At 63.5% G+C, this 13,418-nt stretch carries 11 protein-coding genes; 6 read left to right on the top strand and 5 right to left on the bottom strand.

Annotated elements, in window-relative coordinates:
• Nucleotides 1–74: 74 nt before the first annotated feature.
• The gene (locus RHM57_RS00335; protein WP_322140600.1) at nucleotides 75–1,271 is read right to left on the bottom strand and encodes a LacI family DNA-binding transcriptional regulator; all 1,197 of its coding nucleotides are present in this window, start codon (nucleotides 1,269–1,271) and stop codon (nucleotides 75–77) included.
• Between RHM57_RS00335 and RHM57_RS00340 the strand changes: the two genes are divergently transcribed.
• Nucleotides 1,242–2,087 carry a sugar phosphate isomerase/epimerase gene (locus RHM57_RS00340; protein ID WP_322136624.1) on the top strand — a complete coding sequence of 282 codons (846 nt, stop codon included), beginning with the start codon at nucleotides 1,242–1,244 and terminating at the stop codon, nucleotides 2,085–2,087. The genes RHM57_RS00335 and RHM57_RS00340 overlap by 30 nt on opposite strands.
• Here the strand turns inward: RHM57_RS00340 and RHM57_RS00345 are convergent.
• Nucleotides 2,060–2,944 carry an AraC family transcriptional regulator gene (locus tag RHM57_RS00345; protein WP_322136623.1) on the bottom strand — a complete coding sequence of 295 codons (885 nt, stop codon included), beginning with the start codon at nucleotides 2,942–2,944 and terminating at the stop codon, nucleotides 2,060–2,062. The genes RHM57_RS00340 and RHM57_RS00345 overlap by 28 nt on opposite strands.
• Nucleotides 2,945–3,109: 165 nt before the next feature.
• On the opposite strand from RHM57_RS00345, the gene RHM57_RS00350 reads away from it, so the two are divergent.
• The 5 genes from RHM57_RS00350 (at nucleotide 3,110) to RHM57_RS00370 (ending at nucleotide 8,489) form a co-directional block, all read left to right on the top strand.
• The gene (locus RHM57_RS00350; RefSeq protein ID WP_322140601.1) at nucleotides 3,110–4,210 is read left to right on the top strand and encodes a glycoside hydrolase family 88/105 protein; all 1,101 of its coding nucleotides are present in this window, start codon (nucleotides 3,110–3,112) and stop codon (nucleotides 4,208–4,210) included.
• A 33-nt stretch (nucleotides 4,211–4,243) separates the two neighbouring features.
• Nucleotides 4,244–5,056 (top strand): gluconate 5-dehydrogenase, encoded by an 813-nt coding sequence (locus RHM57_RS00355; RefSeq protein WP_322189259.1) that lies wholly within the window; start codon nucleotides 4,244–4,246, stop codon nucleotides 5,054–5,056.
• A 36-nt stretch (nucleotides 5,057–5,092) separates the two neighbouring features.
• The gene (locus RHM57_RS00360) at nucleotides 5,093–5,752 is read left to right on the top strand and encodes an RpiB/LacA/LacB family sugar-phosphate isomerase (protein WP_322140602.1); all 660 of its coding nucleotides are present in this window, start codon (nucleotides 5,093–5,095) and stop codon (nucleotides 5,750–5,752) included.
• Nucleotides 5,753–5,824: 72 nt separating this feature from the next.
• Nucleotides 5,825–7,159 (top strand): MFS transporter, encoded by a 1,335-nt coding sequence (locus RHM57_RS00365; protein WP_322189261.1) that lies wholly within the window; start codon nucleotides 5,825–5,827, stop codon nucleotides 7,157–7,159.
• 151 nt (nucleotides 7,160–7,310) lie between these two features.
• On the top strand, nucleotides 7,311–8,489 hold the full coding sequence (locus tag RHM57_RS00370; protein ID WP_322136617.1) for an MFS transporter: 1,179 nt from the start codon (nucleotides 7,311–7,313) through the stop codon (nucleotides 8,487–8,489).
• 180 nt (nucleotides 8,490–8,669) lie between these two features.
• Here the strand turns inward: RHM57_RS00370 and RHM57_RS00375 are convergent, their stop codons facing one another.
• The 3 genes from RHM57_RS00375 to nrdD form a co-directional block, all read right to left on the bottom strand.
• The gene (locus tag RHM57_RS00375; RefSeq protein ID WP_322140603.1) at nucleotides 8,670–10,178 is read right to left on the bottom strand and encodes an HNH endonuclease signature motif containing protein; all 1,509 of its coding nucleotides are present in this window, start codon (nucleotides 10,176–10,178) and stop codon (nucleotides 8,670–8,672) included.
• Nucleotides 10,179–10,326: 148 nt separating this feature from the next.
• On the bottom strand, nucleotides 10,327–10,929 hold the full coding sequence (gene nrdG / locus RHM57_RS00380; RefSeq protein ID WP_322136615.1) for an anaerobic ribonucleoside-triphosphate reductase activating protein: 603 nt from the start codon (nucleotides 10,927–10,929) through the stop codon (nucleotides 10,327–10,329).
• Nucleotides 10,922–13,168: an anaerobic ribonucleoside-triphosphate reductase gene (gene nrdD / locus RHM57_RS00385; RefSeq protein WP_322136614.1), complete on the bottom strand. Its 2,247-nt coding sequence runs from the start codon at nucleotides 13,166–13,168 to the stop codon at nucleotides 10,922–10,924. The genes nrdG and nrdD overlap by 8 nt, the downstream gene beginning before the upstream one ends.
• Between the last annotated feature and the right edge of the window lie 250 nt (nucleotides 13,169–13,418).

The raw sequence follows: 13,418 nt of genomic DNA on the forward strand, positions 1-13,418 counted from the left end.
TTGACTTACGCATGTGATCGATCACATTGGCGATCATATGCAGTCTACGACATCGGCATCCCGTATGTCGACCGTCAGCATTCGGGTCGCGGCCGCTCCGGCGGGGCTCCGGTGGACGCCCGCTCGATGAGCTCAGGGTCGACGGCAGGACGCACGTCAGCTTCTCCGAGGAGAAGGGCCACGGCGCGCCGTCCGGCTTCGGCCAGGTCCTGCCGAACGGTCGTCAGCGCGGGCTGGTAGTACGCGGCCTCGGGAACGTCATCGAAGCCGACGATGCTGAGATCCCCCGGCACGGTCATCCCCAGGGAGACCGCGGCGCTCAGGGCGCCGAGCGCCATCTGGTCGTTACCGGAGAAAATGGCCGTCACGCCCTGTTCGATCAGCGCACGGGCGGCACGATGACCTGACGCGGCGCTCCAGTCGCCGATCTCTACGAATCGCGGATCCAGCTGGCGCGATCGAAGCTCCTCCTGGAAACCGGTCAGGCGCTGTTGCGCGTCGAGCCATTCTGGCGGGCCGGCGATGTGGCCCACGCGCTGATGGCCGAGATCCATGAGATGCGAGGTGGCCAGCCGGGCCCCCCGGATCTGGTCCAGCATCCCGCCATGCAGCCCGCTCCCCGCTGCCGTCTGCAGCGTCACATATGGCACCGGGATCGTCAGGCCTTCGAGAGCGACGAGCACCTGGGTCTGCGGGGCCACCACGATCAGCCCCTCGGCAGAGAGGTCGGCCAGATGGCTGAGTGCGTCATCCACTGATCTTCGGTCGAGTCCGTCCGCGTTCGCGATCGTCACGCTGTAGCCGCGACTGCGTGCTGCTGCCCCGATGGCGGCGACGATGGTCGCGGGGCCGTACTCTCCACTCGAGGTCGACAGTATTCCGATCAGGCGCGATCGACTCGAGGACAACGCGCGGGCGGCCGCGTTCGGCCGGTAGTTCAGCTCCCGAATGGCATCGAGCACCTTCTGTCGCGTGGCTGCGCGAAGGCTGGGGTGATCATTCAGGACACGGGAGACCGTCTGGTGGGACACTCCAGCGACCCTGGCCACATCGAACACACTGGCGGCACGAGGTCTGGCATCCTCGTTGTCTCGATCTGCGCCCATGGTCTGATTATCGCCGTGCGTGGGGGTTGCGCTGGTCACGGGGCCGCCATTCTCCGCCCGGATGACCAGGTCAGGGCTCGCCCAGGCAGAGGTGTACAGTTCGGCGAGTTGGCCACAGCGGTGAAAGGTACGGATATGACGATCAATTTCGGCGCTCGCGGACACGACGTGACGTGGGCGTCAACTCCCGAGGCGCTGGCGCGTGGCCTGGCGGGATACGGGGTGCACAACGTGCAACTGGCCCTGGGCCGGTCCTTCCCCGAACTGAATGGCGCACGCGCTGTCAACCCCGGCCTGGGCGCTTACTTCCGCCGCGTGATGGCCGCCCAGGGCGTGGATATCGCCGTGCTGGGCTGCTACGACAACATCATTCATCCGGATGCCGATCGCAGGGAGGCGATCCTGCGGAAGTTCGAGGCCTATCTGCTCAACGCTCGGCATTTTGGTGCCCCGATGGTGGCGACCGAGACGGGGAGCGTCAATGCGGAGGGTTTTGCCTATACCCGGGCAAACTTCACGGATGAGGCGTACCGGGAGGCCGCAGCGGTGATTCGGCGGCTCGCGGAATTCGGCGAACGCGTGGGGACCATCGTCGCCATTGAGCCGGGCATTAACCACCCGATCTATAACCTCGATCGGGTCGAGCAACTCCTCGACGACGTCGACTCACCCTTCCTCGGCATCGTGTTCGACGCCACGGCGTTGCTCGACCCGAACGAGCCCGTCGATCTTGCGGCATTGACGAGCGACGCCTTTGAACGGTTCGGGGGACGCATCGTCGCGGCCCACCTCGACGACTACCGCCTCTCGGACGGTCGCGTCGTCCGCTGCGACATCGACGACGGGGTCCTCCCGGTCGCCCAGATTCTGGCCACGATCAGCGCGCACGCTCCCTGTCTCGCCGTCATCATGGAGGAAACCGTCAACGACGCGATTGCCAGGACCGTGGATCGCTACACGGAATCGGGATTCTCGAAGTGAATGCCTTCGGGGTTGCGACTCCGGCGGATGAATTCCTTGCTCGTCATGCCGAACTCATCCTTGAAGCAGCGGAGGAAGTGCGTGTACGACGAGAACCCGGCGATCCGATAGACGTCCAGGGCGTTCCCGTGCGTGCTCAGGAGGTCTTTGCTGTGCAGCAGTCGCTTCTTGAGCGTGTACTGGTGGAAATTGAGTCCGGTGTTCGTCTTGAACTGGCGTGACAGGTAGTACTTACTGATGAAGAACCTGCCCGCGACGGCATCGAGTGACAGATCCTCGTCCAGGTTGTCGGCGACGTAGCCCATGACCGCCGAGATGAGGGCCGACACGGGAAGGTCGTGGGGAACGACGGCGTTCTCGGAGCCGAAGACCGCCTTGTTGAGGTCGATCAGGAACTCGATCAGCCGGTTCTCTCGGACGAGGTCCGCGCCGAAGCCCTCCTGATCGGGCTCGTCCAGGTGAGAAATCTGTTCGCGCAACCAGTCGGCATCCACACTGATGACCTGGCTGGTCGGGGTGCCGTCCTTGGCGAACAGGAGGTTGAGGTTGGTGCTGTCTGAGGAACGGCTCGTGAGGAACTCCTCGCGAATGTGGATGTACGCACGTTCGTAGTACTCGCTGGACTGCCTGACGATGTTGTGCAGGTCGTTCCTCCGCACGAAGGTCACGGTTCCCGGTTCCGTGGAGTACTCGGTTCCGCCGAGCCGGAAGACACCCGTGCCGCGCAGTACGCAATTGATCTCGTGGAAGTCGTGATAGTGCAGGTTTGCGTGCTCACGGACGGCATTGTCGACGTGGTACAGCTCGAAATGCCCGGAGACCATCGTGTTCACGATCACTGCGCGGCGAGGCTCCATCGGCGCCTCCTCTCCGAGAGCTCAGGCGACAGTCTGGCACGCAGCCTCCGCTGCAAGAAACGGCAGTTTTTGAGCAACGGTCGACACCACGGGGCCTATATCGACGGATTCCGGGGTTGTAACGTTTCAAATACAAGGAATCAAAGAAGATTGTGAAGAGAAACCATGCATCTAGACACTGCCGTCAGCAGAGAGCAGATCGTTCAAAAGATCGATGCCATGATCTCCAACCTGACCACAATCAGGGACGAGTCAGGTAAGTTTTTACTCCATTTCAGTGATGTCGTCGTCGACGACAAGAGCTGGAATGTCTGGAATTGGCCCCAGGGTGTCGGTCTCTACGGGATCTACAAGAACTACCGGATCACCGGAAATTCCCTGGCAGCGGATGTCGTCCGCGAGTGGTTCGATACCGCGCTCGCCGCGGGCGCTCCGCCGAAAAACGTCAACACGATGGCACCGCTGCTCGCCATGGCCTGCCTGTATGAGGACACCAAGGACAGCAGGTACATCCCGTACCTCAACCAGTGGGCGCAATGGGCCATGCACGACATGCCGCGCACTCACGGTGGTGGCATGCAGCACATGACCTATGCCGGGCCGAACTCTCAGCAGCTCTGGGACGACACCTTGATGATGACGGTGCTGCCCCTCGCGAAGATCGGTCGCCTCCTGGATCGGCCGGAATACATCGAGGAAGCCAAGTACCAGTTCCTCATCCATGCCCAGTACCTCTTGGACAAGAAGACGGGCCTCTGGTTCCACGGCTGGTCGTTCGAGCGCCGTGACAACTACGCAGACGCGCTCTGGGCACGTGGCAACTGCTGGATCACCATCGCCATTCCGGAACTCATCGGCACCCTGGGACTCAAGCCCGGAGACCCGATCCGGGACTGGTTGCTCGAAATTCTGAACAGCCAGGTCTCCGCACTCGCGGAGCTGCAGGACGAGTCCGGCATGTGGCACACGCTGCTCGATGACCCGACCTCCTACCTCGAGTCGTCCGCGACCGCCGGTATCGCATACGGGCTGCTCAAAGCGGTACATGAGCGCTACATCGACAAGAGCTATGCGGCCGTGGCGGAGAAGGCCGTCGCCGCACTGTACGACCGGATCACCGACGAGGGCGAAGTCCAGAACGTCTCGGTCGGAACCGGAATGGGTGACGACCTGGACTTCTACAAGAACATCGACCAGACGGCGATGCCGTACGGCCAATCGCTCACGGTGCTGTGCTTCGCCGAATATCTCGTCTCCTTCTGCTGAGACGACCATGCCTTCCACGAAAAGAGTAAGAAAATGACCGAAAAGTTTGACATGGAGAGCTTCTCCCTGAGCGGCAAAGTCGCCCTGATCACCGGCGCCAGCTACGGCATCGGACTGGCAATCGCCTCGGCGTATGCGGTGGCGGGCGCCCGGATCGTCTTCAACGATCGCGACCAGGCGGCCGTCGACCGGGGACTCGCCGCCTACAAGGAAGCCGGGATCGAGGCTCACGGATATGTCGCGGACGTCACTGACGAAGACGCGATCGTTGCGATGGTCAAGCAGATCGAGGACGAGGTCGGCACCATCGACATCCTCGTCAACAACGCCGGCATCATCAAGCGCGTCCCGATGCTCGAGATGAGCGTCGCCGACTTCCGTCAGGTGATCGACGTCGACCTCAACGGGCCGTTCATCGTCGCCAAGGCCGTGCTGCCGGGAATGATCAAGAACGGCCACGGAAAGATCATCAACATGTGCTCGATGATGTCGGAACTCGGGCGCGAAACCGTGTCGGCTTACGCCGCAGCCAAGGGTGGCCTGAAGATGCTCACCCGCAACATCTGCTCCGAATTCGCCGAGGCCAACATCCAGTGCAACGCCATCGGCCCTGGCTACATCGCAACGCCGCAGACGGCCCCGCTCCGTGAACTCCAGGACGATGGCTCCCGGCATCCCTTCGACCAGTTCATCATCGCGAGGACCCCGGCCGCGCGCTGGGGGACCCCCAGGGACCTGATGGGGCCGGCAGTGTTCCTGGCCTCCGACGCGAGCGACTTCGTCAACGGCCTGGTCCTCTATGTCGACGGCGGCATCCTCGCCTACATCGGGAAAACCCCTCAGTAACGCGGGACTGCCCGCACCACATCGTGAGCACCATCAATGAAAAAGGTCGAAGAACCAATGAAGATTGCTTTGATAAACGAGAACTCCCAGGCTTCCAAGAACGCCATCATCTACAAGGCGCTCAAGGATGTGGCCGACGAGAAAGGCCACGAGTCCTTTAACTACGGGATGACCGGGAAAGAGGGCGAGAGCCGGCTGACCTACGTTCAGAACGGTCTCCTCGCCTCGATCCTGTTGGGCACGAAGGCCGTGGACTTTGTCGTCACCGGCTGCGGCACCGGCGTGGGGGCCATGCTCGCCTGCAACAGCTTCCCCGGCGTGGTCTGCGGCATCGCCATCGAACCGACGGATGCCTACCTCTTTTCCCAGATCAACGGAGGCAACGCGCTCTCCATCCCTTATGCGAAGGGCTTCGGCTGGGGGGCCGAGCTCAACCTCACGCTCATCTTCGAGCGCCTGTTCGCCGAGCCGATGGGTGGCGGGTACCCCAAGGAACGGGTGGTCCCTGAGCAGCGCAATGCACGCATCCTCAACGAGGTGAAGGCGGTCGTGTACAAGCCCCTCATCCAGGTGCTCAAGGAAATCGATCAGGACTTCCTGAAGGAAACCATCGCCACCGAGAACTTCACGGAGTATTTCATCGCAAACGCCGAACCGGGGGAGGTGCGCGACTACATCCTCGCGCCACTCGCCTGACCGGCGAACTGCACTCTGCACCACGAACGATCACACTAGAACCACTTATCAAGGAAGATCAAGGGTTTCGTCATGAGCGAAAACACGGCAACGTCACAGAGGACGCCGTCGAACGACAAACAGGTTTCATCCCGCAATCTCAAGCGCGCCGCCTTCAGTGGGTGGATCGGAAGCGCACTGGAGTACTACGACTTCACGTTGTACTCCCAAGCAGCAGCACTCGTGTTCCCGACGGTGTTCTTCCCCACCGCGAGCCCGGCCGTCGCCATCGTCGCCTCGCTGGCGACGTACGGCGTCGGCTATGTCGCGCGGCCCATCGGCGCCATTGTCCTGGGCAACCTGGCCGACCGCCACGGGCGGAAGCATGTCCTCGTCATCGCCATGATGATGATGGGCCTGGCCACGCTCCTCGTGGGCGTTCTGCCGACGTACTCCCAGGTCGGCATTCTCGCGCCGATCCTGCTGGTGGTGCTCCGGCTCGTCCAGGGCTTCGCCGTCGCCGGGGAGCTGGGCGCCTCCAACGCCCTCATCGTCGAGCACTCGCCCGATGCCAAGCGGGGCTTCTTCGCAAGCTTCAGCCTGCAGGGGTCCCAGATCGGCAGCATCCTCGCCCTCGCCTTCATGCTTCCGCTGGCATCCGCGCTCCCCGCCGAGGCCTTCCAGAGCTGGGGATGGCGGATTCCGTTCCTGCTCAGCGCGGTCGTCATCCTCGCCGGCTACTTGATTCGCCGCAACATCGAAGAGCCGCCCGCCTACCTGAAGCAGTCCCAGGTCAAGGAGTTCAAGACCCCGGCGATCGAACTGGTCCGTCGCTACCCGCGCATGCTCCTCATCTGCGTCATCAGCACGCTCGCCAACGTGATCGGCACCGCGACCCTGGTCTTCGGTGTCACCTACGGCAAGCAGGAGAGTTACGGAGTCGGCTTCACGACGAGTGAGTTCCTGTGGATCATCCTCATCATCAACACGGTCTCTGCCCTGACGATCCCGCTGTTCGGGAAGCTCTCCGACGTCTTCGGCAGGAAGGCGCTCATGATCACCGGCGCCCTCGGCGGCGGCCTCACCTCGATCCCGTTCCTCTTCGCGGTGCAGGAAAAGAACTTCGCCATGGTGCTCATCCTCGGCGTGCTCGCCATGTCGATTTTCTTCCAGATGTGGAACGCCACATTCGCCACGGCCTACCAGGAGCAGTTCCCCACCCGGCTGCGCGTCACCGGCTTCGCCGTCTCGCAGAACGTCGGCCTGATGCTTGCCGCGTTCGCGCCGGCGATCTTCACCCTGATGGCTCCTCCCGGAACGAGCAACATCCCGATCGTGATCGGCATCACCACACTCGTGGTCACCGTGATCGCGGCGGGTGCCACCCTGTTCCTCTGCAACGGATCCGGCGAGAGCCTGGCCGAGTAACGGGCACGACAAAGCCCCCTGCCTCCCGCATTTGACCGGGAGGCAGGGGGCTTTGTCGTGCGCTGCACCCGGGGCTCGCCGCACGACGAGGGAAACAGTGCCACTTTGCTGCGCTGCGTCCACACGCGCAGGTTCCTGGCGTCGAGCGACCATGACCATCCAAGAGAACGCGGAGATTGTCTCTGCCGCAGAGCCCACCCCCGCCGTCTTTGGTTCAGAAGCCCGACTCAATACGAAGGAGAAGGTCGCCTACGGATTCGGCGACCTGGGCAGCGGGTTCATGTTCGACCTGGGTCAGGCCTACCTGACCAAGTTCTGGATCGACACCGCGGGCATCGGCCCGGCGGTCGTCGCCCTGATCTTCGTGCTCGTGAAACTCTTCGACGCCGTCATGGACCCGCTCGCCGCGATCTTCATCGACAGCCGCAAGATCGGCAAGCGCGGCAAGTTCCGCCCGGTGATGATGGTCAGCGCGATCCTCCTCGCGGTCATGACCGTCGTCACCTTCACCATGGTCTCATTCGTGCTCTGCTACCGGGGCACCAAGGAGAATGTCGTCATCAACCGGGCAGCGAGCTCGGGGAAGAACGGCATCAAGGATTACGCCAGGGCAGTTCTCACCAATCGCCCGCTGCTCGGCCTCGTGCTGATGTCCCTCTTCACGATCTCGTCGATGAACGTCAACAACATGATGATGATCTTCTTCGCCCAGTACAACCTCGGGAACCTCGCACTCCAGGCCGTACTGAACCTCGTCATGATCGGTGCCTCCATCGTCGGCATCATGTTCATCCCGAGGCTCGTCATGCGCTTCGGCAAGAAGCGCACCGTGATGGGCAGCTTCATCATCGCGATCGTCGCCAACGGGCTGGACTTCATCATCCCGACCAACCTGTGGACGTTCATGATCCTCGTCACCATCGGCTCCGCCGCACTGGCCATCCCGAACGGCATCACCTGGGCGTTCGTCTCCGACACGATCGACTACGGCGAATGGCACACCGGGGTGCGCAAGGAGGGCGTGACCTCTGCCGCCTTCAGCTTCTCTCGCAAGCTCGCCCAGTCCCGCGCCGCGGTGGTCGGTGCCGGCATGCTCGCCGTCACCGGATATGTGGCCAAGGCCACCAGCCAGTCGGGCGAGACGCTCGAAGGTATCAAGGCGGTCATGACGCTGTATCCGGCCCTCGCACTGGTCATCGCCGCCATCATCATCTACTTCATCTACACCGTGTCCGACGATAAGTACCGCAGGATCGCCAACGACCTCGACGAACGCCGCTGGGAACACGGCATCATCGGTGAGAGCACGAGCTCAACCAGTGCCAAGTAGCGCAGTACCCAGTAGCGCGGTACTAAGTCGCGAGCGTCAAGCGGCGCAGTACCAAGTAGCGAGCGTCTAGCGGCGCAGTACCAAGTCGGGCTGTACCCAGCATCACCGTACCCAGCATCACCGCACCCAGGGGCGTCCGCAGGCACCAGCCCGCTGGCGCCTCTTCGGCTGCGCTGCTGACTAGAACGGGCTTGGGTTGTCGGGGTTGTCGGGGTCGTTGGGTTCGGGGTCGAGGGTCCAGACATCCACGAACGGAACCCGCGGTTTCGGTGCGGGTTTGGGTTTCCGGGGTGGCCTCATGTCGGCGGAGGGTTCCACGATGTAGCGGTACCCGGCCGGGGACGTCCACTCGATCCGACCATCGCCCAGGTGTCTCGGTGTCCATCTTTTGTAGCTCTTGACCGCGTGGTGATACGGGCAGAGGTGGGCGAGGTTCATCGCGTTGGTTTCGCCGCCGTGCTGCCACTCGACGCTGTGGTCCACGTCGGAGCGTTTCGCCGAGCGGCGGCAGCCGGGGAAGGTGCAGGTTTCATCGCGCACCTCGAGCCACTTCTTGAGCGCGGCGGGGACCTTGTAGGTGTCCCGTCCCATCGAGAGCACGACCCCGGTCTCCGGGTGGGTGAGCAGCCGGGTGAAGCTCGGCGCCCCCGCCGCGAGACGCCGTGCCGTGTCGGGGTCGATGGGTCCGTACCCGGCCGGATACCCGGGTTCCTCGCTCGTGCCCAGCAGGGTCAGGACCGGGACGGTGACGTTGACCTGCGCGGCCACCCCGGCACCCAGTCCGTCCGGGGTGACCCCGCTGAGCAGCACGTCGGTGAGCACGTCTGCAGCCAGCTGGGTCAGGGTGCGGGTTTCCTCCGGGCCCTGCAGGCAGAGCGCCGTGTCGAGGGTGCGGTGGTAGGCGGCCTGCACCTTCTCCGCGTCCCCGGTCACATACAACGACGCCATCCCGTCGTTGAGGGCCTGGAAGACCACGTGCCGGTCTTCGACGCTCTTCTGGTGCCTCGCGGTGATGGTTTCCGGGTGGGTGCGTTCCCGCACCCGCCGGGCCCGGTCGGACAGCTTCGCCACGGTGAGGACTTCCGCGACGGGCACCAGGACGTCTTCGAACACGGCGCGGGCCCGGGCGGCCGCTTCCGGGTCGTCTCCCATGCGGATGCCCCAGGCCTGGTCCATGATCACTTGAGCGTGCCGGTAACTGATCGCCCCGATGGCGAGGGCGTCCCGGGTTGCGGGGAGGTCTTCGGCGAGGGTGCGGCTGGCTTCGATCAGGGTCTCCGCCGTGCGCCGCGGCAGCCGGAGCAGGGCCCCGACCTCGCAGGTGAACTCCTCCTTGGTGGCCTCCTCCGGCGACCACGGCGGGCGCGGCCCGCCGGCCTGCTCGGCGGCCTCCGCCCGGGCCCGGCCCGCATCGGCCAGCACCCGTTGCGCGGTATAGATCGCGGCGGCCCGGCGAGCGGTGGCCCGGTTGATTTCCCGGTCTGCTTCCCGGATCGCGTCATAGAAATCGGCGAGGGACGGCTCCACCAGGCCGAGGTGCTGGGCGTTGAGGCTGCTGTCGGGAGGGACATCAGGAGGGATGGCGGGAGGGTTCTCGGGAGGGGTCCCGGGAGGGGGTTCCGCAGCGCTGTCCACACTGCTGTCCACGGGGCTGTCCAGGTGAGATTCTGAGGGTTCTTCAACTGTCATGGGGGCACTCTACGGACCACCACCGACATTCCACCGGCATCCGCCACCCCACAAATGGCCTGTGGAAAACCCGGTCAGAGAAACTTTGTTGAGGACGGGCCGCTGCCGGGGGCGGTCGCGGCGTGCGCTGTGTTCCCCGACCCGGGGACTAGATCAGTTGGCGCTTCTCGATCTGTTCGAAGGTGTTCGTCGCATCCCGGAGTCCACCCCACAGGACCACCTCTCCGGCGGTCAGGGACGCGGGGACGTCGATGATCCGCTGGTTGCTGCTGCCCCGGAACTGCAGTTTCAGGTCACGTTTCGCCAGCTCGAACCGACCGTCGACCAGGACGTCGATTCCGCGGAGCATGGCGAGCTTGTCCGGGCTCTCGAGCAAGAGCTCCTCGAAGGTGTATCCGGTCCAGGACCACACGTCCTTCGACGAGCCGAACTCCCGGCGCACCCGGTCGATCAGCCCGAGGCAGACCCCGGTGTTGAGGAAGGGTTCGCCGCCGAGCAGGGTCAGGCCCTGGACGTACTCCTGGCCGAGGTCGGCCAGGATCTGGTCTTCGAGTTCCTGGCTGTATTCCTGGCCGTAGCGGAAGCTCCAGGTGGCTTCGTTGAAACAGCCCTCGCACGCGAACAGACATCCGGACAGGTAGAGGCTGCACCGCACGCCTTCGCCGTCAACGAAGACGAAGGGCTTGTAGTCCCCGACGTATCGCTGGCTCAGCTTCTCAGACAGCCACTCGCCGGGCCGCGGGTTACGCATCCTCGGAGACCGGTGCCGGGGCATCCGCCCCGCTGATGCCGGTGCCGCCCGCCATGTGCTTGACCCGGGAGGTGATCTCCATGTGCCGGCCGTGCACCATTGGTCGGGCCTGCGGGTTGCCGAGGTAGCCGCAGGTGCGCTTGACGACGTCGCAGGTCATCGGGTCGGCGTTGCCGCATTCGGGGCACTCGAAGCCGCGCTCCGTCGCGTCGAAGTCGCCCGAGAAGCCGCAGGCGTAACAACGATCGATCGGGGTGTTGGTTCCGAGGTAGCCGATCCGGTCATAGGAGTAGTCCCAGACCGCCTCGAGTGCCTTGGGGTTCTGCTGCAGGATCGGGTATTCGCAGTAGTGGATGAACCCACCGGAGGCGAACTCTGGATAGACCTTCTCGAAGTCGAGCTTCTCGAACGGCGTCGGGCTCTTGCGAACGTCGTAGTGGAAGCTGTTGGTGTAGTAGTCCTTGTCGGTGATGTCAGCGACCGAACCGAACTTCGCGGTGTCGAGCCGGCAGAACCGGTCGGTCAGGCTCTCGCTCGGGGTCGAATACACGCTGAACTGGTAGCCGTACTCGTTGCTCCACTCCTGGGTGCGGTCGTGGAGCGTGCGGAGGATGTCGACGGTGAAGTCTTTCGCCTCGGGGTTTGATTCCCAGGCTCCGCCGTAGAAAGCCGAGGCCACCTCGTAGAGGCCGATGTAGCCGAGCGACACGGTGGCGCGCTTGTTCCTGAACACGGTGTCGACGGACTGGCCGGCCTCCAGATGCTGGCCGAAGGCGCCGTAGACATAGAGGATCGGTGCGTTCTCCGGGGTCGCTTCCTTGCAGCGCTCGATCCGGAAGAGCAGGGCGTCGCGGGCAATGCTCACACGTTCGGCGAGGATGCTCCAGAACTTGTCCTTGTCGCCGGCGGCCTCGAGGGCGATCCGCGGCAGGTTGAGTGTCACGACTCCGAGGTTCATCCTGCCCTCTGAGACGTCGTTGCCATCTTCGTCCGTCCAGCCCTGGAGGAAGGACCTGCAGCCCATCGGCACCTTGAAACTGCCGGTGAGTTCCACGATCTTGTCGTAGTTCAGGATGTCGGGGTACATGCGCTTGGTGGAACACTCGAGCGCGAGCTGCTTGATGTCGTAGTTCGGGTCGGTCGGGTCGAGGTTGAGGCCGCGCTTCACCGTGAAGATCAGCTTCGGGAAGATCGCGGTGCGCTTCTCCCTGCCGAGTCCCTCGATGCGGATCTGCAGGATCGCCTTCTGGATCTCGCGTTCGAACCAGCTGGTGCCGAGGCCGAAGCCGAGCGAGGTGAAAGGGGTCTGCCCGTTCGAGGTGAACAGGGTGTTGATCTCGTATTCGAGGCTCTGCATCGCGTCGTAGATGTCCTTGAGGGTCTTCTCCTCCGCGAACTGCTGGTGCTGGGACTCATCGGCGATCCATGTCCTGGCGTCGGCGAGGTGCTTCTGGAGGTTCTTCTCCGCGTACGGGGCGAGCACCTCGTCGATCCGGTTGCCCGAGCATCCGCCGTACTGGCTCGACGACACGTTCGCGATGATCTGCGAGATCTGCGCGGTGGCCGTCTGGATCGAGCGGGGCGGGTCGACGTCGGCGTTGCCGATCCGGAAGCCGGTGCTGAGCATCGTCTTGAAGTCGATGAGGCAGCAGTTCGTCATCGGGGCATAGGGGTGATAGTCGAGGTCGTGGTAGTGCAGGTCGCCCTTCTGGTGGGCGTTGGCGACGTGCGGCGGCAGCATCTTCAGGCCGATCGCCTTGCCCACCGCGCCGGCGGTCAGGTCACGCTGGGTGTTGAAGACATCGCTGTCCTTGTTGGCGTTCTCGTTGACGACTGTTTCGTCTTTGCTGATCAGCTTGATGATCGAGTGGTTGATGTCGGTGGACTTACTGCGCGCGAAGTCGCGCTGGATCCGGTAATTGATGTACGCCTCTGCGGCTTCGTATTCCTTGCTGTCCAGCAGGGCGTGTTCCACGATGTTCTGGACCTCGTAGATCTTGATGTCGACCGCGAAGCGCGAGGCTATCTCGCGATCGATACGAGTGACCAGGTCACGGATGATCCGGTGCGTGAGCGGGGTCAGTTCGCCGTTCACTTCCGTGAAGCTCTTGGCCAGTGCGGCATAGATCCGGGCGTCATCGAAGGCGAGCCGGCGACCGTCGCGTTTCGACACCATAAGGGTGCTGAGACCGCTGCCAGCCGTAGGCGTTCCTGTGCCGGGGTCTTCTGTCTTCAACACGCGCTGCTGCCTCCTTGACTAATACTCCCCACGACAATCGAGCGGGACAGTTAGTCGGGCGAAAGACCATATCTAGTGGTTGGGGCGTGAGATCGATACTACCTGTTGTGGTCAGACCACAGGAGCACATTTTGCTCCGCGCCACGCGAAAGGTGTCGGAAAAGGCCAGATTCCGGATCAAGCGCAGCCGCAAGTCATGGGCGGCACGGTAGGCAGCGTGGCGCAGGGGCGGCATGGTGAGGAGCCTGTG

It is taken from the genome of Cryobacterium sp. 10S3 (assembly GCF_034344045.1).
GTDB lineage: Bacteria > Actinomycetota > Actinomycetes > Actinomycetales > Microbacteriaceae > Cryobacterium > Cryobacterium glucosi.